Origin of the sequence: Arthrobacter sp. Soil764 (assembly GCF_001428075.1) — a bacterium.
In the GTDB taxonomy this organism is placed as follows: domain Bacteria; phylum Actinomycetota; class Actinomycetes; order Actinomycetales; family Micrococcaceae; genus Arthrobacter.
In genome coordinates this window covers 1-24379 of the sequence record NZ_LMSI01000022.1, presented here as the reverse complement: position 1 = coordinate 24379, position 24379 = coordinate 1, and the positions used below count along the sequence as shown (strand labels likewise).

Genomic DNA, 24379 nt, shown 5'->3' with positions numbered 1-24379 from the left:
GAACTGCCATAATGTGCTTAGCCTTTGAGCCCGTTCGACGACCAGGAGATGCAGTGGCTGCAAGTACCCTTACCGAGGTGGCGCGCCTGGCCGGAGTCTCGCCCGCCACCGCTTCCCGCGTGCTGAACGGCTCGGCCCGTAAACCGGGCAAGGACATTGCCGAACGCGTACGGCAGGCAGCGGATTCGCTGGGCTACATCCCCAACGCGCAGGCGCAGGGCCTGGCGAAGTCCAGTTCCGGCCTGATCGGGCTGATAGTCCACGACATCGCCGACCCCTACTTCGCGGCCATCGCCAGGGGCGTGCAGGAAGCCGCCCGGGAACAACGCAAAATGGTGCTGCTCGCCACTACCGGCGGCGGCCCGGCCGAAGAAAAGGAAGCGGTGGCTGCTTTCGCGGCGCGCCGCGCAGATTCCATTGTGATCGCCGGCTCGCGCTCCTGCCGCGACGAGGACCGGGACGGCAACACCGAGCTGGCGGCCGAACTTGACCGGTACTGCCGCAACGGAGGGCAGGTTGCCGTGGTGGGACATCCCGTGGTGGGTGCAACCGCAACGGAGGGATACCACGTGGTCAAAGTCCCCAACCAGGAGCTTGCGCGGCAGCTTGCCAGCGGGCTCGCGGAGGGCTGGGACGGTGACTTCGTCGTTGTGGGCGGCCCTGAGGGACTCCTGACATCGGATGACCGGGTCCGCGGCTTCCAGGAAGGACTGGAGCGCGCCGGACGCCGGCCGGCAGAGGTGCTCCGGACAGGATTCAACCGGTCCGGTGGATATGACGCCGGACTTCAACTGGCCGCCAGGATCAAGGCCGCCCGGTCCGGGGAGGCGCCTGCACCCAGGCTGTGCATCTTCGCCGTCAACGACGTGATGGCCATTGGTGCCGCGGCGGCGCTGCGGTCCGAGGGGCTGCGGATTCCGCGCGATGCCGCCATCGCCGGCTTTGACGACATTGAAACGCTCCGCGACTTCCGGCCGGCGCTTTCCACGGTCCGGCTGCCCCTGGAGGACATCGGGCGCATTGCCACGCGGTCCACCGGGCCGGGGAACCACACCGAAGAGGCGCAAGGCGCCGCTGCGGACGGCATCACCGGCGAGGTCACCCTGCGGCGCAGCACCGAAGCGGCAGCCTGATGGCACCACGGGGGCTGACAGCGGTCCGCGCACGTCCGGACGCCGCAGAAGCACGTCCTGCCATCCTGGTGCTGCCGGGCGGGGGCTATGCCCGCCAGGCCGACCATGAGGCGGAGCCGGTGGCAGAGTGGCTTGCTTCCCTTGGAATCCATGCCTTTGTGCTCCGCTACCGGGTAGCCCCGGACCGGCACCCCGGCCCCCTTGAGGACGCCAAGGAAGCCATGCTGCACATCCGGAACGGGCAGCATGGGCTCACCGTGGACGCGGACCGCGTTGGCGTCCTGGGGTTCTCCGCCGGCGGGCACCTGGCCGCCACCCTCAGCACGGCGGCGGCCACCGGAAGCCGGGACCTCGACGTTCCCGCGGCCGTGCCGGACCTTTCGGTGCTTTGCTACCCCGTCGCTTCCCTGACGCACGAAACCCATGAGGGATCGGTGGCGAACCTCCTTGGCGACTCGCCGCCGTCGGCCCTCCTCACGGCACTCTCCGCGGAGCTGAACGTCACGCCCGGCACGCCGCCGGCGTTCCTCTGGCACACGGCCGACGACGAGGCAGTCCCGGTCAGCAACAGCCTGAACTACGCCAGGGCATTGATTGCCGCGGGCGTTCCGGCGGAACTGCACGTCTTCCCGGAAGGAAGGCATGGGCTGGGACTGGCGGGCGGCGAACCGGGGCCGGCGCAGTGGACCTCTTTGTGCGCAGCGTGGCTGGAGCGTGCGGGGTGGGCCAATTCCGCTGCTGGAGCAGCAGGCAACTGAAGGTCCAGTACGCAGCCGGGCTACCCGGGCTGCTAGGACAACGCCCGGATGGTCCAGGCCGCCGAATGCGATGCCCCGGGCTGCAGGTGGACCAGGTCGGTGCCGGAGTGCAGTGCATCCGGCGGGCAGGTCATAGGCTCGACGGCCAGGCCCAGGCGGTCCGGACCCACCGGCTTGTCCCCGGTATGCACCTGGACCCAGGGCCACTCGGCGCCCCATTCCAGTTCCACCCCCGTTCCCGATGGGTCCAGCACGCGAACCCGCGCCAGGCCGGCATGATCCCGGGAGATGTCGGTGAAGGCGTGGTCGATCTTCACGTCCCCCAGGCGCCGGGGCGAGCGGAAGTCGAAGACTCCCCCCTCCACCTGCCGCATGCCCACGGGAAGGAGCCTGTCCGGCGTGACCGCCAGATAGGCATCGGCCGGAAGTTCCAGGGACCAGTCATCCAGCGCGGACGGCCCGGCCACCAGGTAGGGGTGGGGGCACACCCCGTATGGCGCGGCGGCGGAACCCGTGTTGACGGCCCGGACAGCGCCATGGAGTCCGTCATCGGAAAGCGAGTAGGTAACGGTAAGCTCCAGCTCGCCGGGATAATCCGGGCCGGAGGGAATCCGGCAACCCAGGACTGCCTTGTCCGCTCCCGCCTCAAGCACGTCCCACGGTTGATGGATGGCCAGGCCGTGCAGCGCGGCGCCACGCTCGGGTTCGTTAACGGCGGCGGAATAGGACTTGCCAGCGTAGGTATAGCTACCGTCGGCCAGCCGGTTGGGCCAGGGCGCGCAGATAACGCCCCGGTAATCGGGAACAGCGCCTTCGGGCCCAAAGCCCACCACCAGGTCCCGGTTCCCGTGGCGCAGTTCGCGCAGGGCGCCGGCGCGCCGGGTGACGACGGCGGAATAGGGTCCGTGGGCCAGATGGACGTCGGTGCCGGGCATGCATTCCCCCAGGTTTGGTGTGTGTTAGCGCTCACTAGCGTACCCCACCCTGACCGGTTACGGATGGCTAGAGTTGCGCTATGGAAACGGCTGCCAACCAGGACCTCATCGCCGCCGTTAGGGGTGGCCTGCGGGAACTCGCCAACCCGCAACGCGCCGCCGGCGCCCAGGCCTACATGAAGTCCGCGATTCCCTCCCTGGGCGTCCGCGTTCCCGACGTGCGGCGCATTGCTGCGCGGGCTGCAGCAGAATTCCCGCCCGCGTCACCCGGGCAGCTGCGCGCCACGGTGCTGGAGCTGTGGCGCACCTCCACATTCCGCGAGGAGCGGTATGCGGCCATCGACCTGACCGGAATCCGGCTGGTGGCCAAGGATCCGGACATGCTGCCCGTCTACGTGGAAATCATCCGCACCGGCGCGTGGTGGGACTTTGTGGACGGCGTGGCCGCCCGCATCTGCGGCCTGCTGCAGGCGCACCCGGTAGCGGTATCGGCAACCATCAGGCAGTGGAGCCGCGATCCGGACTTTTGGATGCGCAGAGCCGCCATCACCTCGCAGCTGTGCGCGAAAGGGGCCACCGACACCACGCTGCTCGCCGCCGTGATCGAACCGAACCTGGCGGACCGGGAGTTCTTCATCCGGAAGGCCATCGGTTGGGCCCTGCGTGAATACGCCAAGACGGATCCGGGGTGGGTGGAAGCCTTCGTCGTCCGGCACGGGGACGCCATGAACCCGTTGTCCCGCAGGGAGGCCTTGCGCAGGATCGCCGCCTGGCGGGCGCCGCAGTAGGCACGCCGGCTGTGCAGGCTACTGCTAGATCACGGGGCGTTCGACGACGGGCTCGTGCGTTTTGCGGAACAGGCTACGGGTTCCGGGGTCCCAGAAGATCAGGTACAGGGCGAACAGGAGGGCCGTCAGTGCCGCGGCGATCCGGGCCAGGGCAAGGGCGAAGCCGAGATCCTGGGTCTGCAGGTAGGGAAAGACGTCCAGCTGGTCCGAGATGGCGTAGATCATGAAGAAGGACACCACGAAGTACAGGGCCTTGACCTGCCAGTCGTTGCGGATGCCGGTCACGGCGAAGAGCGGGATCAGCCAGACGACATACCAGGACTGGATGATGGGGGCCAGCAGGACTACCGCGGCCAGGGCCAGCGTAAGGCGGCGCATGAGGCGGTCGTAGTCACCCTTGAAGATCTGCCAGGCGACGATGCCCACGGCGAGCAGCTTCCCGGCGTCGAACACCCAGCCTGCGGGCACGGACCCGTCCAGTCCGAACGCGTTGGCCAGGGACCCCACCACCATGCCGAGCAGCCCCACCGGGGCGTACCAGATGGAGATGCTGCCCGGGGCGGACAATCCGTTGATCCAGCCGAAGCCGAACCCGTTGACCAGGCTCATCGCGGCCAGGAGCGCCAGGCTGATGCCGGCCGTCAAGGCCCAGAAGGCAGCCTTCCGCAGCCAGCCTGCGTTCTTCCCGGCCCACAGGAGGCCGATGAACGGCAGGAAAACGATGGTGATGGGCTTGACGGCGATGGACAGGGTCACCAGCACGATGCCCCGGACCTCCCGCCGGGTGGCGGAGTAATACAATCCGGCCAGGGCCAGCCCTATCATCAGCGAGTCATTGTGGACGCTGGCGATGAAATTCGTCAGGAACAGCGGGTTTGCCACGGTCAGCCAGAGGGCCCTGTGCGGGTTCACCCCGTGCAGCTCGGCAAGCCGGGGCACGTAAATGGCGCACAGCACCACACCGGCCACTGCCACCAGCCGGAACAGCATGACGCAGACCTCGGGCTGGACATTGGTGGCCCACACCACGAATTGCTCGATCCACAGGAACAGCTGCCCATAGGGAACCGGGGCTTCGGTCCACATCTTGTCTGCACCGAGCTGGAAGTAATTGGACAGGGCGGAGATGCCGTTCTCGTAAGGGTTGAAACCCTCCACCATCAGGCGGCCCTGCCCGATGTAGGCGTAAACGTCCCGGCTGAAGAGCGGCACGGTGAACATCATGGGGAGGCCCCACGCCACCAATGCAGCCAAGGTGACCCGCCGGGACTGCGGTCCCCATACGCGGACTTTCTGGCCGAGCCGCAGCCAGGCGCGGACCAGCAGCATGCCCCCAGCCGCCACCAGGACAATGGAGAGCGCCACGCCGGGGGCCTCAGTGCGCATCCAGATGAACAAGGGCATTCGCCGCAGTTCCGAGACGGGGGCCAGCCAGCCCACGCCGAAGGACCCAAGGACCATGAACATGGAGCCCAGGAAACCGGCAAGCAGGGATGAGCGTGGATTGTCCACCTCGGCACTGCCCGTTCCGGCAATGCCGGCCGCCGCCATCTCCCCCGTTGCGGGCACAGGCGCCGTCATCTCAGGATCGTCCAATCTTGTTTGCGTTTCCCGCGGTTTGCCCGGCGGACCGGGCGGGGCCGGCGGAAGGTGGTTCAGGGCGGAGGGGCGACCCGCCGCGTACCCGAAATCCTAGCATCGGCAGGGCGCCCGGAGGTGTAACGGTAGGCTGGTCCGGTGCCTATATCTAACGAACGAATCGTCTGGATCGACTGCGAAATGACCGGTCTGGACATCAAGAACGACGCCCTCATCGAGGTGGCAGCCCTGGTCACCGATTCGGAACTGAACATCCTGGGCGACGGCGTTGATGTGGTCATCAAACCTGACGACGCAGCGGTGGCCCAGATGTCCGACTTCGTACGGGACATGCACACCAAGTCGGGGCTGCTGGCGGAGCTTCCGCACGGCAGGACGATGGCGGAGGCGGAGGCCGCGGTGATGGAGTACATCTCCGCCTGGGTTCCGGACCCGCGCAAAGCACCTCTGGGCGGCAACTCGGTGGGGACGGACCGGGTGTTCCTCTCGCGGGACATGCCTGCCGTGGTGGAACACCTCCACTACCGGGTTATCGACGTCAGCACCATCAAGGAGTTGTCGCGCCGCTGGTACGCGCGCGCCTACTTCCAGTCGCCCGCCAAGAAGGGTGGCCACCGCGCACTCGGGGACATCAAGGATTCGATCGATGAACTGCGGTACTACCGTGAAGCCGTGTTCGTGCCCGCGCCCGGACCCGACAGTGCCACGGCCCAGAAGATCGCCCGGGGGATCACCGCCGGCGGGTCCGTTGAGGAGCCGGGCAAGTGATCTGCGCCATGTTCCCATGAAATTTTGCTTCAAAACGCTGAAAGTGGACAAAGCACCCCTTCCGAGCAGGTAAGCTATTTGAGTTGCGTTTCCAGGGAGCCGGTAAAGCGGATTTCCCTTGAGGCACATGGTGGGCGTAGCTCAGTTGGCAGAGCGCCTGGTTGTGGTCCAGGAGGTCGCGGGTTCAACCCCCGTCGCTCACCCTCACGAGGCGGCACATGCAGCCGTCAACAAAGGAGGCCGCACCGGATATCCGGTGCGGCCTCCTTTGTTGTGCCCCACCGGGGGTACGCGCAGGAAAACCGGGCACACCGCGAAAGTTCGAAGGACAACTGATATGACCGTTCTGCCAATCACCATCTGGGGCGAGCCTGTCCTGCACCGGCGCGCCGCCGAGGTGGAAGTTTTCGACGACGAACTGCGCACCCTTATTGCCGACATGTTCGAAACCAACGAGGCGGCCCATGGTGTGGGCCTCGCCGCCCCGCAGATCGGCGTGGGCAAGAGAATCTTCGTGTACAAGTACGCCAACGACGACGGCGCTCCCCCAAGCGGGGTGCTGGTGAATCCTGTCCTGACCCTGTCCAAGGTTTCCGGCGCCGCCCCCGACCCCGACGAGGAGGAAGAGGGCTGCCTGTCCTTTCCCGGTGAGCAGTATCCGCTCAAGCGTGCCGAGTGGGCGCGGGTCGAAGGGTTTGACGGCTTTGGAAGCCCGGTGAAGTTCGAGGCAACCGGCTGGTTCGCCAGGGTAATCCAGCACGAATACGACCACCTGGACGGCAAACTGTATGTCAACCGGCTGATCGACCGCTATTCCCGCAAGGCCATGAAGCAGGCCAAAAAGAACGGCTGGGGCGTGCCGGGGCTGACGTGGATGCCGGGAGTGGACCCGGACCCGTTCGGCCACTGACGCATTCAGAAAGGGCCCCAGGCGTCACTGCCCCTTCCCATCGCGGGCCCGGACCGTCAGCGGGCTGTGATGGTTTCCTGCCCGGGGCACGAGCCCAGCACCTTCTTCATGGCATCCTTCTCCGCCGCCGTCACCCACAGCCCGTAGGCGGCCTTCACGGAGATCTGCCGGGCAACGTAGTGGCAGCGCAACGCGGTGTTCTTCGGCAGCCAGGTGGCGGCGTCACCCGCACTTTTTTGCTGGTTCGCCGCGCCGTCCGCCGCGATGAGGTTCAGCGGATCGTTGGCCAGGCTCTGGCGCTCCTTCGGCCCCAGGCCCTGGGCTCCCTTTTGCCAGGCGTCACCCAGTGCCACCACGTGGTCGATCTGGACAGCACGGCTGCTCTCGGAACCGCGGCGGAAGTCCACATCCGCGCCTGTGTAGGGCTCCCGGAAGTGACCCGCCGTCACCTTGCACGTGGAGCCTTCGGCGAAGACCACGTCGGCGAGGTCCCTGCGAAGGATGTCGTTGCGGGTATCGCAGCCGTTCCTGTCAACGTCCAGCCACGCCTGGCCGAAAGCCTCCCGGCTGTAATCGGTGTTCGGTGCACGGCCCTTCACGGCCAGGCCGTCGAGGGCGGCGAGGGCCGTGCCCGCCGGCACGGGGTTGGGTTCCTGGACCGGTTTCATCCAGGCGGCGTTGAAGACGGGCGCCTCTGTCGGTCCCTCCGGCGCCGGCCCGGCAGCCGCGAACTGTCCTGCGGTAAAGAACCAGGACAGGGCGGCGACGATGCAGACGGCAGCCGTCACGAGCAGCGCCCACGCCTGGCGGGAACGGCGGCGTGCCCGGCGGTAGGCAGACCAGCTGACGGTCATGGCGTTGACGCCGGCAGGGGAATTTCAGGCACCCCAAGAGCCTAGGATAAAAGTCTTGCCCGGCCTCTGATATCCACACTGTTGAGGACCGGTGATGTCTCACACGTCCGTGCCCAACGCCGTTGGGTTACTGCTCCCTCGTGACCCTTCGAAGGTCTTCCTCGGCAATGGCGAGCAGTCCCTCGAGCTGGCGCACCCGTTCCTCGCTGACATCGCCGGCCTTATGGGCGGCGCGGGCGCGTTCGAGCAGCCGGACTGCTTCCTTATGGTTCGCCTTGGCGACGTCCAGGGCGTGTTCCAGGGTGGTGTCGTGCTGAAGTGTCGATTCGTTGTCCATGCCACCAGTGTGGTCCCGTTTCCCGGCTGATTCCAGAGAACCAGCCGGGAATTCGCGGGACGGCGGCGGAATTGGTCAGACGGCGATGGCGGCCAGGGCGGCGGCGCTTTCCTTGGCGGGGAAGGACGGCGGGTTCACGCCGGCCATTTCCTCCATGACGCGCACCACCTGGCAGCTGTAGCCGAATTCGTTGTCGTACCAGACGTAGAGGACCAGGTTCTTGTCCGTGGAGACCGTGGCGAGTCCGTCGACGATCCCTGCGCGGCGGGAGCCGACGAAGTCAGTGGAAACAACCTCGGGTGAGTCGATGTAGTCGATCTGCTTACGGAGGTCCGAGTGCAGCGACATTTCGCGCAGGTAGTTGTTGACCTCGTCCTTGGTGGTGCCGTTTTCCAGGCTGAGGTTCAGGATGGCCAGGGAAACGTCCGGGGTGGGGACGCGGATGGAGCTGCCGGTCAGCTTGCCCAGCAGTTCGGGCAGGGCCTTGGCCACGGCCTTGGCGGCACCGGTTTCGGTGATGACCATGTTCAGGGCTGCGGAGCGGCCGCGGCGGTCACCCTTGTGGAAGTTGTCGATCAGGTTCTGGTCGTTGGTGAAGGAGTGGACGGTTTCCACGTGCCCGTGCACCACGCCGAACTTGTCGTTGATGGCCTTCAGCACAGGAGTGATGGCGTTGGTGGTGCAGGACGCCGCGGAGACGATCCGGTCTGAATCGGTGATGTCGCGGTGGTTGATGCCGTGGACGATGTTCTTCAGTTCGCCCTTGCCGGGCGCGGTCAGGAGCACGCGTGCCACGCCCTTGCTCTGCAGGTGCTGGGAAAGCCCCTCGGCGTCGCGCCAGCGGCCCGTGTTGTCCACCACCAGGGCGTTGTTGATGCCGTAGGCGGTGTAGTCGATCGTGGCGGGGTCGTTCGAGTAGATCACCTGGATCTGCACGCCGTTGGCGGTAATGGTGTTGGCGTCCTCGTCAATCCGGATAGTGCCCTCGAAGGACCCGTGGACGGAGTCGCGGCGCAGCAGGCTGGCGCGCTTGGAGAGGTCGTTGTCCGATCCGCGGCGCACAACGATGGCGCGCAGGCGCAGTCCGTGGCCGCCACCGGCCTTTTCAATGAGGATGCGTGCCAGGAGCCGGCCGATGCGGCCAAAGCCATAGAGCACGACGTCGGTGCTGGTGCGGTCATCGCCGCCCCGCTTGCCAACGATCTCGGCGAGCTCAGCGCGGAGGAATTCCTCAAGGGTGGCGCCGTTGCCTTCTTCCTTGAACTTCTGGTTCAGGCGGGCAATGTCGATCGCGGCAGCGCCCAGCTCGAGGTTGGCCAGCGTGTTCAGCAGGGGTGCGGTGTCCTCCAGGAGCAGTTCGTCCTTGCTCATGCGGCGCGCGAAGCGGTGTGCCTTGAGGATGTTCATGGTGGACTTGTTGATCAGGCTCCGGCCGTGGATGCTGGTCACCACGTTGTTTTCGCGGTACAGCCTGCCGATAACCGGGATCATGGCCTCGGCGAGGGCCTCCCGGCCCATCCACGTATCAAGACAAGAATCAGACGTCTGGCTCACAGAAATACCTTCCTCGGTTCAGCCGTGTACGTCCTCGTACACGGATGTAGGCCACCTGATGATGTCCAGGGGCACCGGCGCCTGCAGGGATGGCCCCCAGGCGCCTGGATCGCGTGCAAAGAAAAACCGCCGGCTGCGGGCGCAACTTTCGGCGGTAGAACTCCTGCGTCCGTGAACTATTCTAATTTGGCCCGCTGCAGGGAACACGCTTGCGCTGCGTGAATTCACTCACATGGCCGCAGACCTGCAGAGGCCCCTGCCGTTGCCGGGCCTCAGTTGTGGACGGCTGAATAGAGGTTCAGGCTGGCGGAAAAGACAACCCAGGAAAAGTACGGCAGCACCAGGAAACCGGCGGCGGCGTCCACCGGCCCGAACCGCAGGACCAGGAAGGCCAGGGTTGCTGCGAGTGCGAAGATGACCATGAAGGCGGCCCAGAGGGCGGCAGCACCGAGCATTGGATACAGGGCGAAAAACGCCATCGGCCACGCCGCGTTGAGCACCAGCTGGACAGCGTAGCCCGCACGGGTGCCTCCGGTCAGGCCGCCCTTGCGCCAAACCAGCCACGCGGCTACTGCCACTCCGATGTACAGCAGCATCCAGGTGGTCCGGAACATCCACGCCGGCGGCATCCACGGTGCTTTCACCGAACCGGCAAACCAGCCGTTGGAATTGAGGATGATCGGAACCGATGCGAGAAGCCATGCAACGGCGGACAGCGCAAGGAACCCACCAAGTGCAAAGATCTGGGAACGGACGCCGGGAACGCCCGCCCGGGCCGCACGACGGGGATCAGGGATTACGGGCACGGTCCAGCATCCCCAACACGGCGCCCAGGGTCAAACCCGGTGTGCGGATGGGACAGCCGGTACGCCGGGTTCTGTTCTCCCCTCCCGTTACCGGAAAAGGGAGCGACGGCCATCCATCTACGAGTACCGTTGCCGGCACCCTCCAGCGGCCTACCCGGACACTTGGGCGGGCAGCCCTCGAACGTGTCCTGTCTGGCCTTGCTCCGGGTGGGGTTTACCTAGCCTTCCCGGTCACCCGGGAAGCTGGTGGTCTCTTACACCACCGTTTCACCCTTACCTGCCCTGCCGGCCAAAGCCGGACATGCAGGCGGTCTGTTTTCTGTGGCACTGGCCTGCGGGTTACCCCGAGTGGGCGTTACCCACCACCCTGCCCTGCGGAGCCCGGACGTTCCTCGAGTCACTTACGTGACGCGCGGCCGTCTGGCTGTCCCATCCACGTCCAGTCTACCGGCGCCCGCACGCCGCTTTTGTCGCCGGTAGGATCGGACGGTGCTGATTCTGCTTCCCCCTTCCGAAGGCAAGACACCCGCGCTCCGTGGGCCCGCCGTCGACTGGTCTTCGCTGGGCTTCCCGGAACTCAACCCGTACCGCGCCAAGGTCCTCGAGGCGTTGGGAACGGCCAGCGCCCACCAGGACGCCCTGGCCCTGCTGGGCGTGGGGGCCTCGCTGCGCGAAGATGTTGAACGCAACACCCGCCTGCATGCCGAACCGGCCGCCCCTGCACACAGCATCTACTCGGGCGTCCTTTACGACGCGCTGGGCTACCGGAGCCTGACACCGGCCCAGCGGCGCAAGGCGGACGCGTCCGTCCTGGTGATTTCCGCACTGTGGGGAGCCCTTCGCTTCGGCGACAGCGTCCCCGCCTACCGGCTTTCCATGGGCACCGCCCTGCCCGACGTCGGCCGGCTGGCTCCATTCTGGAAGGCACAGCTTGGTCAGACACTGGGCACCCTGGCCCAGGGGCACCTGCTGGTGGACTGCCGGTCCAGCACCTACGCGGCCGCCTGGGCGCCGCCGCCGGAACGGACCGTGACGGTGAATGTATTCACGGAAGCCGGTGGGGTCCGCAAAGTGGTGAGCCACTTTGCCAAGCACACCCGGGGCGAACTGGCGCGGCACCTGCTGACACGGCGCGGGAAAGCCCCGGCGGCGCCGTCGGACCTTTTGAAGGCTGCCCGGGAGAAATGGGACGCCGAACTGGTGCCGGGCACAGCGCGCAAGCCGCACGCCCTGAACATCATCCTGCCGGGCTGATCAGCCGGTCAGGACCATTCGTCGGAGCGGACCAGGATGGCGCCTGAGTCCGGGCAGAACACGATGTCATCCGCGGCCGCGGCCTTGATCTCCGCGAGATCGCCGGGGCTGAGCTTCATGCCGGAGGCCTCGGAGGTGCCGTGGAAGAGGCGAGCGGCACCCACTCCGCGTCTTGCGAGGGTCTTTTCGTAAACTCCCAGCATGCCCGCATCCAAAGCCGCGGCGAAGTCGGCACGCTGGGCGCGAAGGCCTGCAGCTTCGGTTTCGACCTCGGCGAGGGCAGCGTCCAGCTCTGCCCTGATGGTGGCGAAGGAGCCCTGGATGTCGTCGACAATCTGCTGCTGGGCTGCCTGCCGTTCCCGCAGGCTGTCGAGCCGCTCCATCACCTCGAGTTCGATGTCCTCCAGGTCCGAGCGCCTCTTGTTGAGTGAGGCGATGTCCTTCTGGAGGGCCACCAGGTCCTTGGACAGACCCGTGCCGCTGTTCAGCCGGGCCTCATCGCGCTGAATGCGCGAGGCGACCTGTTCCACGTCCGCCTCGGCCCTCTTCAGCTCTGCCTCGGCGTCGTGCACAGCCACCTTGGCCGCGCCCAGTTCCCCGTTGGCAACGGACAGGGCGGCCTCAAGGTCCGTGATGCGGGGATCGTTTTCCAGCGTGCGGCGGCGGTTGGCGAGGCCCTTCAGCCGGGCATCCAGCCCCTGCAGTTCGAGTAACTTCAACTGTTCCGCCGGTGCTGCCTTGGCCACTGTTACCTCCGCTAAATCCCTTCCGGCCGCAGCCGGGCACCGAACCGGCGCTTCCTAGACTCTAGCGCGTGGCCTGCTCCCCCGCCGTGCCGCATCCCCGCCGTCCGATTAGCCGGGGGTCAGGATGAAGTCCCACGGATCACTGTTGGTGGTGCTGACCTGGATCTCCACTTCATGGCCCTGGTCGGCCAGGACGTTGCCCAGGGCTGCAGCGGCCGCCGGGAGCCACAGCCACTCACTGGCAAAGTGCGAGACGTCCACCAAATAGGGCCGTCCATTGAGGGCGGCCTCCCGCGCCTCCGATGCCGGGTGGTGGCGGAGGTCCGCGGTGACATAGACGTCGGCGTTGCTTGCCCGCACCTCGTTGAAGAGGGAATCGCCGGCACCGCCGCATACCGCTATGCGCCGCACCAGTCCGTCCTTGTCGCCGGAGACCCGCACTCCGCCGGCAACGGACGGGAGGATTCCGAAGACCCGGGCCGCGAAGTCGCCCAGGCTCATGGCGTCCGCAAGGTCGCCCACCCTGCCGATGCCTTCCTCCGGCAGTCCGTTGGCCGCCACCGTGAGCGGCGCGACGTCCTGGAGGCCCAGGGCGTCGGCCAGGACATCGGAAACGCCTCCGACGGCGGAGTCCCCGTTGGTGTGCACCGTCAGCAGTGCCGTCCCCGACTCGATGAGCCGGTGGACAGCGCGGCCCTTCGCGGAGGTGGCGGCGACCGACGTGACGCCTTTCAGCAACAGGGGGTGATGGGTGATGAGCAGCTCGGCTCCCCACTCAACGGCTTCGTCGATGACCTCCAGTGTGGGATCCACCGCAAACATCACCTTGGTCACCGGGGCGGACGGGTGTCCTGCCACCAGCCCCACCTCGTCCCAGTTTTCCGCCAGCGACTCCGGCCACAGTTCCTCTACCGCCAGAAGCAGTTCGGCCAAGGTGGGGGCGCCTGCGGAACCGGCCGGAGCCGGCGTGTCCGGGGAGGCTTCGCCGTCGTGATCTGCCTGGCCGGTAACGTCGGTGTCCACAGGTTCCATAGTCTTAGTTTTACCCCATCGGCTTCCGGCCGCCGCAGTTTGCGATCATTGCGCCGGCCGGCGCGGGAATCATCCGGGCCCGCCAACCATTGAAGAGGTCATGAAAACTTTTGTTCTTGGCGGAGGCTGCTTCTGGTGCCTTGACGCCGTCTACCAGAAAACCAAAGGCGTCACCTCTGTGGTGTCCGGGTACACCGGCGGGCACGATCCCCACCCGGACTACTACTCGGTCTGCAACGGAACCACGGGCCATGCCGAGGTGGTGGCGGTGACGTTCGACGAGGAGGTCATCCCTGCGGAAGTCATCCTGGACATGTTCTTCGCCCTGCATGACCCCACTACGCTGAACCGGCAGGGATACGACGTGGGCACCCAGTACCGCTCCTCGATGTTCTACGAGACCACCGAGGAGAAGATCCTGTTCGAGGAAGCCATCGAACGGAACCAGGCCCTGTGGCCGCACCCGATCGTCACCGAGGTCAGCCGCCTGCCGCGGTTTTACGTTGCCGAAGAATTCCACCAGAACTACTACGCCAAGCACCCGGAGCAGGGGTACTGCCAGGTGATCATCAACCCCAAGCTGGCCAAGGCCCGGAAATATTACTCTGCATGGCTTAACGCTTAGCCTGTCGTTACACGGCCTCGTTAGGCTGACCTCAGTATCCACCCCTTAGAGATAGGCGTATGTACATGGCACGGATCTATGACGATGTGACGCAACTGGTGGGCGGGACCCCGCTGGTCCGGCTGAACCGGCTCAGCGAGGGGCTGGACGCCACCGTTGCCGTGAAGCTGGAGTTCTACAACCCGGCCAACAGCGTCAAGGACCGCATCGGTGTTGCCATCATCGACGCCGCGGAGAAGTCAGGTGCCCTCAAGCCCGGCGGGACCATCGTCGAAGGCACCTCCGGCAACACGGGCATCGCCCTGGCCATGGTGGGTGCCGCCCGCGGGTACAAGGTCATCCTCACCATGCCCGAGACCATGTCCACCGAGCGCCGGGTCATGCTGCGCGCCTTCGGTGCCGAGATCGTTCTCACCCCGGGCTCCGAGGGCATGCGTGGCGCCGTGGAAAAGGCCCAGGAAATCGTGGCCAACACCGAGAACTCCATCTGGGCCCAGCAGTTCGCGAATGAAGCCAACCCGGAGATCCACCGCAGGACCACCGCCGAGGAAGTCTGGGAAGACACCGACGGCGCCGTGGACATCTTCGTTGCAGGCATCGGCACCGGCGGAACCATCACCGGCGTCGGACAGGTGCTGAAGGAACGCAAGCCCGGCGTGCAGATCGTGGCCGTGGAGCCCAAGGACTCCCCCATCCTTAACGGCGGCGCCCCCGGCCCGCACAAGATCCAGGGACTGGGCGCCAACTTCATCCCGGAACTGCTGGACACCAACGTTTACGACGAGGTCATCGACGCCACCCTTGAGGACTCTGTCCGCGTAGCCCGCGAGCTTGGCATCAAGGAAGGCATCCTGGGCGGCATTTCCTCCGGAGCAATCGTCTGGGCCGCCCTGGAACTGGCCAAGCGCCCGGAAAACGCCGGGAAACTGATCGTGGCGGTCGTGTGCGACTTCGGTGAGCGTTACATCTCCACCGTGCTCTATGACGACATCCGCGGCTGATCAGACCGCCCTCCGCCCGTTTCCTGTAGAAAGAACTTTGTGGGCTTTTTCGCAAGACTGAAGGAAGACCTCGACGCCGCCCGGTCCCACGACCCGGCGGCTCGAGGTTCTTTTGAGAACTTTTTCGCCTATTCCGGCCTGCATGCCATCTGGATCCACCGGCTGACGCACCGCATGTGGCAAAACCCGTCGCTGCGGTTCCCGGCGCGCCTCCTGTCCCAGTTGGGCCGGTCCTGGACGGGCATTGAGATCCATCCCGGGGCCACGATCGGCCGGCGGTTCTTCATTGACCACGGCATGGGTGTGGTGATCGGCGAGACCGCAGAGATCGGCGAGGACGTGATGATCTACCACGGTGTCACCCTTGGCGGGCGTTCACTGGCGAGGATCAAGCGCCACCCCACCATCGGGGACCGGGTCACCATCGGTGCGGGTGCGAAGGTCCTGGGGCCCATCACCATCGGCCGGGACAGTGCCGTGGGGGCCAACGCCGTCGTGGTCAAGGACGCGCCGCCGGAATCGATCCTTACCGGTGTTCCTGCCAAATGGAGGCACCGGGACGCGCAGCGGGAAACCAAGCCCGCCGTGGACCCGGCTGAGTACGAGATCGAATACCATCTCTAACCGCGCTGATCAGGCTTGGGGCCGTCCAGCAAGCGCATGACAACAAAAGGCGGGCAGTTTCCGGATCACCGGAAACTGCCCGCCTCTTGCGTACCTGCAGCGGAACCTAGTGCGTGTCCACCGCTTCAATTTCGGACTTGTCTTCGCCCCAGAGGGTGTGGAAGGTTCCCTCGGTGTCGATGCGGCCGTAGGTGTGCGCACCGAAGAGGTCGCGCTGGCCCTGGATCAGGGCGGCGGCCACGCGCTTGCGGCGCAGGCCGTCGTAGTACGCCAGCGATGAGGAGAACACCGGCACCGGGATGCCGAGCTGGACCGCGGTGGCAACAACGCGGCGCCAGGCCGGCAGGGCGTCGGCGATGGCCTTGGTGAACGCCGGGGCGAACAGCAGGTTTGCCGGCTTCTCGTCCGCGGCGTATGCCTTGGTGATGTCCTTGAGGAGCTCGGCGCGGATGATGCAGCCGGCGCGCCACAGGGAGGCGATCTCGTCCAGCTTCAGCTCCCAGCCGTATTCCCGGGCTGCCGAGGTCAGCATGTCCAGGCCCTGGGCGTAGGAGACCAGCTTGGAGGCGTAGAGCGCCTGGCGGACGTCCTCAACGAACGTCTCGGGGATTTCGACGTCGGCCTCGTTGCCTGCCAGCAGTTCCTGGCCCAGCTTGCGCTGCGCGGCCTGGGAGGAGAGGGCCCGGGCGAAGACGGATTCGGCGATGCCGGAAACCGGCGAGCCCAGTTCCAGGGCGGAGATAACGGTCCAGCGGCCCGTGCCCTTCTGGCCGGCGGCGTCGACGACGACGTCGACGAACGGTTTGCCGGTCCTGGCGTCCACATGTGCCAGGACCTCGGCGGAGATCTCGATCAGGAAGGAGGACAGCTCGCCCTGGTTCCACTCGGAGAAGATCTTTGCCTGCTCGGCGGGCTCGATGCCGGCGCCGGAGCGGAGCAGGTCGAAGGCCTCACCAATGACCTGCATGTCGGCGTATTCGATGCCGTTGTGGACCATTTTGACGAAGTGGCCCGCGCCGTCGGTGCCGATCCACGCGCAGCAGGGCTCGCCGTCGACCTTTGCGGAGATCTTTTCCAGCAGCGGGCCGAGGGCCTTGTAGGACTCCTTGGAGCCGCCGGGCATGATGGAGGGGCCGTTCAGCGCGCCCTCTTCGCCGCCGGAGACACCGACGCCCACGAAGTGCAGGTCCTTTTTGGCCAGCGCGGCTTCCCGGCGGCGGGTGTCCTCGTAGTGGGAGTTGCCGGCATCGATGATGATGTCGCCCGGCTCCAGCAGCGGCTCGAGCTGCTCGATGACCGAATCCACGGGCTTGCCGGCCTTGACCATGATGAGCACGCGGCGGGGCTTCTCCAGGGAGTCCACCAGTTCCTGGAGGGTTTCGGTCCGGATGAAGTCTCCTTCCGAGCCGTGCTTCTCCAGCAGCGCGTCCGTCTTCTCCACCGACCTGTTGTGCAGGGCAACGGTGAATCCGTTGCGGGCAAGGTTGCGGGCAAGGTTGGCGCCCATGACGGCGAGGCCGGTGACACCGATGTGTGCAGACATCAATAACTCCAATTCATTGTTAGCCCCGGGTGCCGGTTCCACAGGCGGGAAGACGCCGGGACGTATCAGGGGGTCGGAATAAAGCATATATATTCTCGCGGTGACGCGAAAGTAACGGCGGCGTAATGGAACATATTGTGTCGGTGCCAGTTTAGGGCTGGGCCCTCCGATAGCCCGCCGGCAGCGGTACAGGCGAAACCGGGCGGGTGCCAGCAACTAGGCTTAGCAGCATGACCAGCAGCCTCCACCACCGTGCCATCGAGAACCTTGGCACCCGCATTATCTCGGGGGATCTCCCTGCCGGCCACGTCATGCTCGCCGAGCAGCTGGAGGATGAGCTGAAGGTTTCCCGCTCCGTGATCCGGGAGGCCGTGCGGGTCCTGCAGTCGCTCGGCCTGGTGGAAACCACCAAGCGGGTGGGCATCCGGGTGCTGCCGGCAAGCCGCTGGAATCCTTTCGACCCGCAGGTCATCCGCTGGCGGCTTGCGAGCGACGCCCGTGGCGCCCAGCTGCGTTCCCTCGCCGAACTGCGCGCTGCGGTGGAACCCGCAGCCGCCGAACTGGCCGCCCAGAATGCCCCGGCCGCGCTGCGGATGGAGCTCGTGGACGTGGCGCGTGCAATGCGCGAGGCCGGCAACAACGGTGAAGTTGCGCGCTTCCTGGAACTGGACATCCGGTTCCACTCCCTGCTGCTTTCGGGCTCCGGCAACGAGATGTTCGCCAACCTCATGGGGCAGGTGGCCGAGACCCTGACGGGCCGCACCGTCCATGGGCTGATGCCGGACCATCCGCACCAGGCCGCACTCCAGTGGCACGAGGATGTGGCCCAGGCGATTGCCAGCGGCGATGCCGTCTCTGCGCGTCAGGCCTCGGACCGGATCATGCGGCGGACCATGTCGCAGATGGCCGACACCTGGACGGAGCAGCCACGTGTCTTCATCCCTGTTCGGCAGTGATCAGCTGCCGCCGAAGCTGAGTAGGACTTTGCCGGATTCTGCGGAGTTCCGGGCCACGGCGAAGGCTTCCAGCGCGTCCTGAACCGGGTATTCGTGGGTGATGACGGGGTTGATGTGGAGCGAGCCGTCAGCGAGGGCGGCGATGACGTCGTCGATCTCGTCGTTGAACCGGAACGAACCCTTGAGCTCGAGTTCCCGGGTGATGGCCAGGGAGATCAGTACCGGCTGCGGTCCGGCGGGCAGCAGGCCCACCATCACGACGGTGCCGCCCCGGGCGGCGCCCTGGATGGCGGAGGCGAGTCCGTGGTGGTTGCCGGAGGACTCGATCACGACGTCGGCCTCCACTGCGGCGATTGCCTCGGCGTCGCCGGCGGTGATCACCTGGTCCGCTCCCACGGCCTGGGCGATGTCCAGGGGTTTGTCGTGCATGTCGACGGCGGTGATGCGGGCAGCGCCGGCCCGCTTCAGGACAGCGACGGCCAGGGCGCCGATAGGGCCGCTGCCAATTACCAGCGCGGACTTGCCGGCCACATCCCCGGCCCTGGCCACCGCATGCCAGGCGACGGAGGCCGGCTCGATCAGGGCGGCGGTGCGCAAATCAATGCTGTCCGGCACAGGCCGGAGCATCCGGGCCGGGAGGTTCACGTACCTGCTGAATGCGCCGTCTTTATGCGGGAACCGGGCGGCGCTGCCCAGGTAGGTGCAGCCGGGCGATAGGTTGGGCCGGTCCGCCGGGTACCGGGCAGCACCGGGCCCGGGTGTGGCCGGGTGCACCGCCACCGGAATACCCGCGGCCGGCCCGCTGCCGTCAGCGGCGGCACGGACCACGGTCCCGGAAATCTCATGACCCAGCACCAGCGGGGCCTTCAGGATGGACTCGCCCGCGGCGCCGTGCAGCCAGTAATGCAGGTCCGAACCGCAGATCCCGCCGTAGCCCACCTCCACCACGGCCTCATCAGGGGCCGGAGCGGCGAGGGTCACGTCATCGATCCGCAGGTCGCCCTTGGCGTGGGCCACCACGGCCGGGCCGGTTACGGGAAGGACCGGGTTTTGCTGTGCCATCAGACCACCACCGTCATTCCGCCGTCGATAAAGATCGTCTGCCCGTTCACGAAGTCAGACCCACTCGAGGCCAGCCACACCGCCGGCCCGGCCAGGTCCTGCACGGTCCCCCACCGGTTCGCCGGGGTCCGGCCCAGGATCCAGGAATTGAACTGCTCGTCATCCACCAGGTTCTGCGTCATCTCGGTGTGGATGTACCCGGGTGCGATCCCATTGATCTGCAGCCCGGACCCGGCCCACTCCGCGGTCATGGCCCGGGTGAGGTTCCGCAGTCCACCCTTGGCCGCAACATAGGGCGCGATGGTAGGCCGGGCCAGGTCCGTCTGCACCGAGCAGATGTTAATGATCTTCCCGTGCCCGCGCGGGATCATGAACCGGGCAGCCTCCCGGCCCACCAGGAAGGCACTGGTGAGGTCCGTGGAAATCACCCGTTCCCAGTCCTTCACGTCCAGGTCCAGCATGGGCACCCGGTGCTGGATCCCGGCGTTGTTCACCAGGATCTCCAACGGACCCACATGCTCCTCCACCCACGCCACCCCACGGGCAGCCGCGGCATCGTCAGTGACATCAAAGGCAACGCTGTGCACCCTGCCCGGTGCGAAGTCCGCAGCCATCGCCGCCACGGCGGCCTTAAGCCGTTCCTCGCTGATGCCGTTCAACACAACTGTTGCTCCGGCGTCGGCCAACGCCCTGGCCAACGCGTTACCGATCCCCCGGCTGGAACCCGTGACAAGGGCAACCTTTCCGGTTAGGTCAAACATAGAACTCATGGTGCAAGGGTTCCTTCCGCCGCTTGCGCAGCTCCGTGACTGAGGTTGGAAATTGCCTGGCGGACCACTGCGAGGTCCTGGCCGCCGAGGCCCTGGCGCTTAAGCTCCCCGTAGAGTTCGACGCATGCGGCCGCCATGGGGGTCACCGCGCCCACCGCCCCTGCAGCGGCCAGCACAAAGGAAAGGTCCTTGTGCATGAATTTTGCCGGTCCGGTGGGAGTGTAATCCTTGGCAGCGAGGCGCGGGCCCACGATGTCAAGGACCCTGCTGGCAGCAAGGCCCCCGGCCAGGACCTCGAAAAGTGCCGCCGGGTCGAGCCCTGAACGTTCGGCAAGTTCGGCAGCTTCGGCAAGCGCCGCCGTCGTGGTCCCCACCACCAACTGGTTGCAGGCCTTGGCAAGTGACCCTGCGCCGAGGGGGCCAAGGTGACGCACCATGGTGCCCATGGACCCCAGCAGGGGCTCCACGCGATGGAATGCCTCTTCGTCATCGGCGCCGGCCATGATGGCCAGCGTGCCGTCTGCGGCGCCCTTGGTGCCACCGCTGACGGGCGCATCCACCACCTGCGCATTGCCCGCGCTGACCTCCCGGACGCGGCGGCCGAACTCCTGGATGCCGGTGGGCGAGACGCTGCTCATGACCAGCAGGACAGTATGCGGCGCCGGCGGATTCTGTTCCCAGCTTTCCAGGAGCCCACGTGCCGCTTCCTCGATGTGGGGCAGGTCTGGCAGCATGAAAACGATGGTGGGAAGGTGGCGCATGTCTGCGATCCGCGCCACGGCAACGCCGCCGAGGTCCTGCAGCCGGGTGAGCGCGTCCGGCGACCGGTTCCAGCCGCTGACTTGCCATCCCGCGCTGATGGCATTGGCGGCCATGAGGTTGCCCATCAGCCCCAGGCCAACGAAGCCTGCCCGTTTGTCCTCCATGCCCAGCCCCCACATCATCGTGCCCAAAACCGAATCGTTCAATATTCTAGTCACAATTCAGCATGGTGAACTCTTGCCTCCTGGTAGCGGCGTCCTTGCCATTAAGTGAATCTCGCCCAGGTCCGCAGATCCCCGCCGGCCACTCGCGCCCTGCGTAAGCGGACGAATTGCGACGTTCCGATCCGCCGCATGACTTTTTGTTTCCGGCAGTTCACGGTATATTCGTCCCAGGCCCTCCACCGCGGCATCCCCCAATAGTCGCGGTGGAGGGTTTTCCAATGCCCGAAAACAGCAGCACCCAAAGCCAGGGTGACCGGGAAAACAGCCCGGCTGCGGGTTGGTCAGGCCGCACCCGCCGCCGTTTCCCTGAGCCGCCAGCCCCCACCCAGTCCATCGCGCTGGAGGTACAGGGTGGTCAAAGCTGAATTGCTGTTTCTACCGAGCCTCACCTGCAGCTGCAGGACCTCGACATCCACACCGCTGGTGCCCTTCGGCATCCGCCGGCTGGTTTCCCACCAGTTGATGCGCTCAAACCATCTGACCGGCTCGGCACCCACTGACCATTCCCTGCCCCCGCTCAACACCGCCGTCGGCATGCCGTTGCTGTCTGTGTGCACTATGACGTGTTCCATCCCTGAAAGCTATGGCAGGGGTCTGACAACGGGGCAGGAGGCGCCCAACAAAAAACCCCGCCGTCCGCGCCGGAAAGGCTGGGACAGCGGGGTGTGTTTTGGTGGGTCCTACCGGGATCGAACCGATGACATCCACGGTGTAAACGTGGCGCTCTACCAGCTGAGCTAAAGACCCAAAACACGCGGTTTCCGGCGGTAACGCCGCAACCAACGAACATAAACTCTACCCGACAGTGGACCTGAAACGCGAATCCGTGGCCCCGAAGCGGTTCGGGCGGCCCTATAGGGAGGGAAGCTCAGCGGCGAGGTACCTTAGCCCCTGGCTGACTCCGGTTTCGAGCTTGATGGTCGCCTTGTCATCACCCCGCGTGGTGCCCCGGTTGATGATCACCACCGGCTTGGACTCCTTGGCGGCGTGCCGCACGAACCGAAGGCCGCTCATGACCGTCAGGGATGAGCCGGCCACCACCAGCGCGGCCGCACGGTCCACCATGGCGTAGGAACGCTCCACCCTGTCCTTGGGCACATTTTCCCCGAAGTACACAAAGTCCGGCTTCAGGGTCCCGCCGCAGGCAGGACAGACAGGCACCACGAAGCTGCCGATGAGGGCCTGGTCCTCCACGGTAGCGTCAGCGTCCGGGGCCATTTCCACCAGCCCGGAGGCCGCTGCCCGTTCCAGGAATCCGGGGTTAAGTTCTTCAAAGACACCGGCCAGCAGGCGCCGGGTGTAGGTGCGCCCGCAGTCCAGGCATATCACCTGGTCATACCGGCCGTGGAGGTCCACGACGTTGGAGCTGCCCGCGTCCTGGTGAAGGCGGTCAACGTTCTGGGTGATCAGGCCGGTGAGGTAACCCCGGTGTTCCAGCTCCGCCGCTGAATAGTGCCCCTGGTTCGGGTCCGCGTGCCGCATGTGGGACCACCCGATATGGTTCCTGGCCCAGTAGCGACGCCTGTTGCCGGCATCCCGGATAAACTCCTGGTAGGTCATGGGGCGCCGGGGCGGCGAGTCCGGGCCACGGTAATCCGGGATGCCGGAATCAGTGCTCAGGCCGGCGCCTGTCAGCAACGCGAAGGGTGCGCCGGCAAGAAGGTCGCGGATCCTGGCCAAGACTTCCAGGTCATCACCTGAGGGCGGAGCAGGGGCTACCGGCGGCATGCTTGCAAAGCCGGTAAGGCCTGTCCCCCGCCGCTGCTCCGCCATGCGCCCAGTCCTGTCAGTCCTGCTTCAAATCCGCCAGGGCTGCGCGGTATTCCCCAAAGTCCCGGGCCTGGCCGCGGGGATTCACAACGCTGTAGCGGATCCTGCCGTCCCTGTCGATGATGAAGGTGGCCCGCTTGGCCATACCGCTGTCGGCGTCGAACACACCGTAGGCGCTGGCCACGGCTCCGTGCGGCCAGAAGTCGGCAAGGAGGTCGAAAGTGTAGCCTTCCTGTGCCGCGTAGGCACGAAGGCTGAACTTGCTGTCCACCGACACCGCCAGGACCACTGCGTTTGAATCCTCGAATGTGCCCAGGTTGTCCCGAATCTCGCACAGCTCGCCGGTACAGATCCCGGAAAAAGCAAACGGATAGAAGACCAGCGCAACGTTTTGGCCCCGGAAGGATGACAGCTTCACGGGCTCGCCGTACTGGTTGGCAAGCTCAAAGTCAGGCGCTGTTGTCCCCAGCGCAGGAGCAGCTGCAGAAGCGGCTTCAACCGCTGCCGTCATTTGTTCTTCCTGCTGACCAGGCGGGTTGCACTCCAGTCCTTTGACACTCCCGCTGATGTGGTGACGTGCAGGCCGGCGGTGGGTGCAGCTTCCTGGATGTCCGCGGGCGAAACGTAGCCGTCCCTGCCCGACTTGGGGGTAAGGACCCAGACAACGCCGGTTTCGCTCAGGGTAGTGAGGGAATCCATCAGGCTGTCCACCAGGTCACCGTCGCCGTCGCGCCACCAGAGGATGACGGCGTCCGCTACCTCGTGGTCGTCCTCGTCCAGCAACTCGGAACCGGTGAGGTCCTCAATATCGTCACGCAAGTCGAAATCGACATCATCGTCGTAACCGAACTCCTGAATCAGATCCCCGTTTTTGAAACCCAATTTTTCCGCCACATTTACCGAAGTGGCGGCGTCGGCCTCGCTCACGTGTTCCTCCAATACCTCATACATGCGGTGCGCATAGTGATTTCCATTACTCCCCAAGCCAACACCCTTTGTGCCTGCGCTTCAAGCTGCCGCCCCCGGGACTGCGCATATTCTGCGTCACATCCGGCTGCGGCATCCCGGTGGAAGGGGCTTTTTGCCACACAACCAGTATGACGAACGAAATACAACTGCAGCACCTGGCCCGCAGCTACGCATCGTGCAGCGGTCAGGGCTAGAGTGGCTGATGACAACTATGGCTGCGGGACGACAACCTTGTGACTTTCGTGCAGGCATAGGAGCGCTAGGAAGCTGCCCGGCACACATGCCCGGGCTGTTGTAACCGATACGTCGCACACGGCGTATGTACGCCGGGCAGTCACCCTGCCTGGCCTGAGTGCGCCGATTCATGCGCGCAAAGAGAGGTTGGACGTGGCTGCAGGAGAAGATACCTCCCATATCCTCAGCGGGTTGACTAACCAGCTGCCTGATCGTGATCCGGAAGAGACTGCGGAGTGGGTTGAGTCCCTGGACGCGTTGATCAGGGAACAGGGCACCGAGCGTGCCCAATACATCATGCGGAGCCTGCTGCAGCGCGCGGGCGCGCAGAGCGTCGGGGCGCGCGGGCGCGCAGAGCGTCGGGG

Annotated in this window: 27 protein-coding genes, 2 tRNA genes and 1 other RNA gene; 12 read left to right on the top strand and 18 right to left on the bottom strand. The window is 65.9% G+C overall.

Annotation, left to right across the window (positions count from 1 at the left end; translation table 11 throughout):
* Positions 1 to 53 precede the first annotated feature (53 nt).
* Both ASG86_RS15410 and ASG86_RS15405 read left to right on the top strand, forming a co-directional pair.
* A complete protein-coding gene (locus tag ASG86_RS15410) occupies positions 54 to 1133 on the top strand; it encodes a LacI family DNA-binding transcriptional regulator (RefSeq protein WP_056336195.1) in 1080 nt (359 codons plus the stop codon).
* Positions 1133 to 1891 (top strand): alpha/beta hydrolase, encoded by a 759-nt coding sequence (locus ASG86_RS15405; protein ID WP_056336192.1) that lies wholly within the window; start codon positions 1133 to 1135, stop codon positions 1889 to 1891. The genes ASG86_RS15410 and ASG86_RS15405 overlap by 1 nt, the downstream gene beginning before the upstream one ends.
* Positions 1892 to 1923: 32 nt before the next feature.
* On the opposite strand, the gene ASG86_RS15400 is transcribed toward ASG86_RS15405, so the two are convergent.
* Entirely contained in the window at positions 1924 to 2826 is a 903-nt protein-coding gene (locus tag ASG86_RS15400; RefSeq protein WP_056336189.1) for an aldose 1-epimerase family protein, read from the bottom strand.
* Between the two features lie 80 nt (positions 2827 to 2906).
* Between ASG86_RS15400 and ASG86_RS15395 the strand changes: the two genes are divergently transcribed.
* Entirely contained in the window at positions 2907 to 3614 is a 708-nt protein-coding gene (locus tag ASG86_RS15395) for a DNA alkylation repair protein (protein WP_056336186.1), read from the top strand.
* 24 nt (positions 3615 to 3638) lie between these two features.
* On the opposite strand, the gene mptB is transcribed toward ASG86_RS15395, so the two are convergent.
* Entirely contained in the window at positions 3639 to 5195 is a 1557-nt protein-coding gene (mptB, locus tag ASG86_RS15390) for a polyprenol phosphomannose-dependent alpha 1,6 mannosyltransferase MptB (protein WP_200946278.1), read from the bottom strand.
* A 156-nt stretch (positions 5196 to 5351) separates the two neighbouring features.
* Between mptB and orn the strand changes: the two genes are divergently transcribed.
* The 3 genes from orn to def all read left to right on the top strand — a co-directional run bounded on the left by orn (position 5352) and on the right by def (position 6891).
* The gene (gene orn, locus ASG86_RS15385) at positions 5352 to 5981 is read left to right on the top strand and encodes an oligoribonuclease (protein ID WP_082566810.1); all 630 of its coding nucleotides are present in this window, start codon (positions 5352 to 5354) and stop codon (positions 5979 to 5981) included.
* Between the two features lie 130 nt (positions 5982 to 6111).
* Positions 6112 to 6184: transfer RNA gene (locus ASG86_RS15380), tRNA-His, on the top strand.
* 134 nt (positions 6185 to 6318) lie between these two features.
* A complete protein-coding gene (gene def / locus ASG86_RS15375; protein WP_056336181.1) occupies positions 6319 to 6891 on the top strand; it encodes a peptide deformylase in 573 nt (190 codons plus the stop codon).
* A gap of 56 nt (positions 6892 to 6947) precedes the next feature.
* On the opposite strand, the gene ASG86_RS15370 is transcribed toward def, so the two are convergent.
* The 5 genes from ASG86_RS15370 to rnpB all read right to left on the bottom strand — a co-directional run bounded on the left by ASG86_RS15370 (position 6948) and on the right by rnpB (position 10874).
* Complete coding sequence (locus ASG86_RS15370) at positions 6948 to 7745, bottom strand: HNH endonuclease family protein (protein ID WP_056336178.1); 798 nt, start codon at positions 7743 to 7745, stop codon at positions 6948 to 6950.
* A gap of 127 nt (positions 7746 to 7872) precedes the next feature.
* A complete protein-coding gene (locus ASG86_RS15365) occupies positions 7873 to 8082 on the bottom strand; it encodes a hypothetical protein (protein WP_056336175.1) in 210 nt (69 codons plus the stop codon).
* 75 nt (positions 8083 to 8157) lie between these two features.
* A complete protein-coding gene (locus ASG86_RS15360) occupies positions 8158 to 9636 on the bottom strand; it encodes a glyceraldehyde-3-phosphate dehydrogenase (protein WP_082566809.1) in 1479 nt (492 codons plus the stop codon).
* 272 nt (positions 9637 to 9908) lie between these two features.
* Entirely contained in the window at positions 9909 to 10442 is a 534-nt protein-coding gene (locus ASG86_RS15355; RefSeq protein WP_056336169.1) for a TspO/MBR family protein, read from the bottom strand.
* 44 nt (positions 10443 to 10486) lie between these two features.
* An RNA gene (gene rnpB / locus ASG86_RS16750) (RNase P RNA component class A) lies at positions 10487 to 10874 on the bottom strand.
* Between the two features lie 57 nt (positions 10875 to 10931).
* Between rnpB and ASG86_RS15350 the strand changes: the two genes are divergently transcribed.
* Positions 10932 to 11696 (top strand): YaaA family protein, encoded by a 765-nt coding sequence (locus tag ASG86_RS15350; protein ID WP_056336166.1) that lies wholly within the window; start codon positions 10932 to 10934, stop codon positions 11694 to 11696.
* An 8-nt stretch (positions 11697 to 11704) separates the two neighbouring features.
* Here ASG86_RS15350 and ASG86_RS15345 read toward each other — a convergent pair whose 3' ends face one another.
* Together ASG86_RS15345 and ASG86_RS15340 are read right to left on the bottom strand one after the other, a co-directional pair.
* Positions 11705 to 12442, bottom strand: coding sequence for a zinc ribbon domain-containing protein (locus tag ASG86_RS15345; RefSeq protein WP_056336163.1), 738 nt, complete (start codon positions 12440 to 12442; stop codon positions 11705 to 11707).
* Positions 12443 to 12550: 108 nt separating this feature from the next.
* Entirely contained in the window at positions 12551 to 13474 is a 924-nt protein-coding gene (locus ASG86_RS15340; RefSeq protein WP_200946277.1) for a Nif3-like dinuclear metal center hexameric protein, read from the bottom strand.
* Between the two features lie 100 nt (positions 13475 to 13574).
* Between ASG86_RS15340 and msrA the strand changes: the two genes are divergently transcribed.
* From msrA to epsC, 3 genes are all read left to right on the top strand, one after another.
* Positions 13575 to 14099, top strand: a complete 525-nt coding sequence (gene msrA, locus ASG86_RS15335; RefSeq protein ID WP_056336157.1) for a peptide-methionine (S)-S-oxide reductase MsrA — start codon at positions 13575 to 13577, stop codon at positions 14097 to 14099.
* A gap of 65 nt (positions 14100 to 14164) precedes the next feature.
* Positions 14165 to 15100: a cysteine synthase A gene (gene cysK, locus ASG86_RS15330; protein WP_056336829.1), complete on the top strand. Its 936-nt coding sequence runs from the start codon at positions 14165 to 14167 to the stop codon at positions 15098 to 15100.
* 39 nt (positions 15101 to 15139) lie between these two features.
* A complete protein-coding gene (gene epsC / locus ASG86_RS15325; RefSeq protein WP_056336154.1) occupies positions 15140 to 15724 on the top strand; it encodes a serine O-acetyltransferase EpsC in 585 nt (194 codons plus the stop codon).
* Between the two features lie 106 nt (positions 15725 to 15830).
* Here epsC and gndA read toward each other — a convergent pair whose 3' ends face one another.
* Positions 15831 to 17267, bottom strand: a complete 1437-nt coding sequence (gene gndA, locus ASG86_RS15320) for an NADP-dependent phosphogluconate dehydrogenase (RefSeq protein ID WP_056336151.1) — start codon at positions 17265 to 17267, stop codon at positions 15831 to 15833.
* Positions 17268 to 17497: 230 nt separating this feature from the next.
* Here gndA and ASG86_RS15315 point away from each other — a divergent pair, with 230 nt between their 5' ends.
* Entirely contained in the window at positions 17498 to 18223 is a 726-nt protein-coding gene (locus tag ASG86_RS15315; protein ID WP_056336150.1) for a FadR/GntR family transcriptional regulator, read from the top strand.
* On the opposite strand, the gene ASG86_RS15310 is transcribed toward ASG86_RS15315, so the two are convergent.
* The 8 genes from ASG86_RS15310 to ASG86_RS15275 all read right to left on the bottom strand — a co-directional run bounded on the left by ASG86_RS15310 (position 18224) and on the right by ASG86_RS15275 (position 23738).
* Entirely contained in the window at positions 18224 to 19285 is a 1062-nt protein-coding gene (locus ASG86_RS15310; protein ID WP_056336147.1) for an L-idonate 5-dehydrogenase, read from the bottom strand.
* Positions 19285 to 20055, bottom strand: coding sequence for an SDR family oxidoreductase (locus tag ASG86_RS15305; RefSeq protein ID WP_056336145.1), 771 nt, complete (start codon positions 20053 to 20055; stop codon positions 19285 to 19287). Before ASG86_RS15305 ends, ASG86_RS15310 begins: the two co-directional genes overlap by 1 nt.
* Positions 20052 to 20981 carry an NAD(P)-dependent oxidoreductase gene (locus tag ASG86_RS15300; RefSeq protein WP_056336825.1) on the bottom strand — a complete coding sequence of 310 codons (930 nt, stop codon included), beginning with the start codon at positions 20979 to 20981 and terminating at the stop codon, positions 20052 to 20054. Before ASG86_RS15300 ends, ASG86_RS15305 begins: the two co-directional genes overlap by 4 nt.
* 341 nt (positions 20982 to 21322) lie before the next feature.
* Positions 21323 to 21613 (bottom strand): hypothetical protein, encoded by a 291-nt coding sequence (locus tag ASG86_RS15295; protein ID WP_056336143.1) that lies wholly within the window; start codon positions 21611 to 21613, stop codon positions 21323 to 21325.
* A gap of 99 nt (positions 21614 to 21712) precedes the next feature.
* A tRNA-Val gene (locus tag ASG86_RS15290) sits at positions 21713 to 21788 on the bottom strand.
* 105 nt (positions 21789 to 21893) lie between these two features.
* Positions 21894 to 22814: an NAD-dependent protein deacetylase gene (locus ASG86_RS15285; RefSeq protein ID WP_056336141.1), complete on the bottom strand. Its 921-nt coding sequence runs from the start codon at positions 22812 to 22814 to the stop codon at positions 21894 to 21896.
* A 13-nt stretch (positions 22815 to 22827) separates the two neighbouring features.
* Positions 22828 to 23322, bottom strand: a complete 495-nt coding sequence (locus ASG86_RS15280) for a peroxiredoxin (RefSeq protein ID WP_056336138.1) — start codon at positions 23320 to 23322, stop codon at positions 22828 to 22830.
* Complete coding sequence (locus ASG86_RS15275) at positions 23319 to 23738, bottom strand: DUF3052 domain-containing protein (RefSeq protein ID WP_056336822.1); 420 nt, start codon at positions 23736 to 23738, stop codon at positions 23319 to 23321. Before ASG86_RS15275 ends, ASG86_RS15280 begins: the two co-directional genes overlap by 4 nt.
* 429 nt (positions 23739 to 24167) lie before the next feature.
* Between ASG86_RS15275 and ASG86_RS20270 the strand changes: the two genes are divergently transcribed.
* Positions 24168 to 24379: hypothetical protein (locus tag ASG86_RS20270; protein WP_156386199.1), on the top strand; the 212-nt coding region annotated here is incomplete at its 3' end.

Coding starts and splice junctions, on each gene's coding strand:
- ASG86_RS15300 (WP_056336825.1), bottom strand. CDS start 20,981: ATGGAGGACAAACGGGCAGGCTTCGTTGGCCTGGGGCTGATGGGCAAC.
- ASG86_RS15305 (WP_056336145.1), bottom strand. CDS start 20,055: ATGAGTTCTATGTTTGACCTAACCGGAAAGGTTGCCCTTGTCACGGGT.
- ASG86_RS15370 (WP_056336178.1), bottom strand. CDS start 7,745: ATGACCGTCAGCTGGTCTGCCTACCGCCGGGCACGCCGCCGTTCCCGC.
- ASG86_RS15365 (WP_056336175.1), bottom strand. CDS start 8,082: ATGGACAACGAATCGACACTTCAGCACGACACCACCCTGGAACACGCC.
- cysK (WP_056336829.1), top strand. CDS start 14,165: ATGGCACGGATCTATGACGATGTGACGCAACTGGTGGGCGGGACCCCG.
- ASG86_RS15280 (WP_056336138.1), bottom strand. CDS start 23,322: ATGACGGCAGCGGTTGAAGCCGCTTCTGCAGCTGCTCCTGCGCTGGGG.
- ASG86_RS15285 (WP_056336141.1), bottom strand. CDS start 22,814: ATGGCGGAGCAGCGGCGGGGGACAGGCCTTACCGGCTTTGCAAGCATG.
- mptB (WP_200946278.1), bottom strand. CDS start 5,195: ATGACGGCGCCTGTGCCCGCAACGGGGGAGATGGCGGCGGCCGGCATT.
- ASG86_RS15405 (WP_056336192.1), top strand. CDS start 1,133: ATGGCACCACGGGGGCTGACAGCGGTCCGCGCACGTCCGGACGCCGCA.
- ASG86_RS15400 (WP_056336189.1), bottom strand. CDS start 2,826: ATGCCCGGCACCGACGTCCATCTGGCCCACGGACCCTATTCCGCCGTC.
- ASG86_RS15295 (WP_056336143.1), bottom strand. CDS start 21,613: ATGGAACACGTCATAGTGCACACAGACAGCAACGGCATGCCGACGGCG.
- ASG86_RS15340 (WP_200946277.1), bottom strand. CDS start 13,474: ATGGAACCTGTGGACACCGACGTTACCGGCCAGGCAGATCACGACGGC.
- ASG86_RS15395 (WP_056336186.1), top strand. CDS start 2,907: ATGGAAACGGCTGCCAACCAGGACCTCATCGCCGCCGTTAGGGGTGGC.
- msrA (WP_056336157.1), top strand. CDS start 13,575: ATGAAAACTTTTGTTCTTGGCGGAGGCTGCTTCTGGTGCCTTGACGCC.
- ASG86_RS15310 (WP_056336147.1), bottom strand. CDS start 19,285: ATGGCACAGCAAAACCCGGTCCTTCCCGTAACCGGCCCGGCCGTGGTG.
- ASG86_RS15315 (WP_056336150.1), top strand. CDS start 17,498: ATGACCAGCAGCCTCCACCACCGTGCCATCGAGAACCTTGGCACCCGC.
- gndA (WP_056336151.1), bottom strand. CDS start 17,267: ATGTCTGCACACATCGGTGTCACCGGCCTCGCCGTCATGGGCGCCAAC.
- def (WP_056336181.1), top strand. CDS start 6,319: ATGACCGTTCTGCCAATCACCATCTGGGGCGAGCCTGTCCTGCACCGG.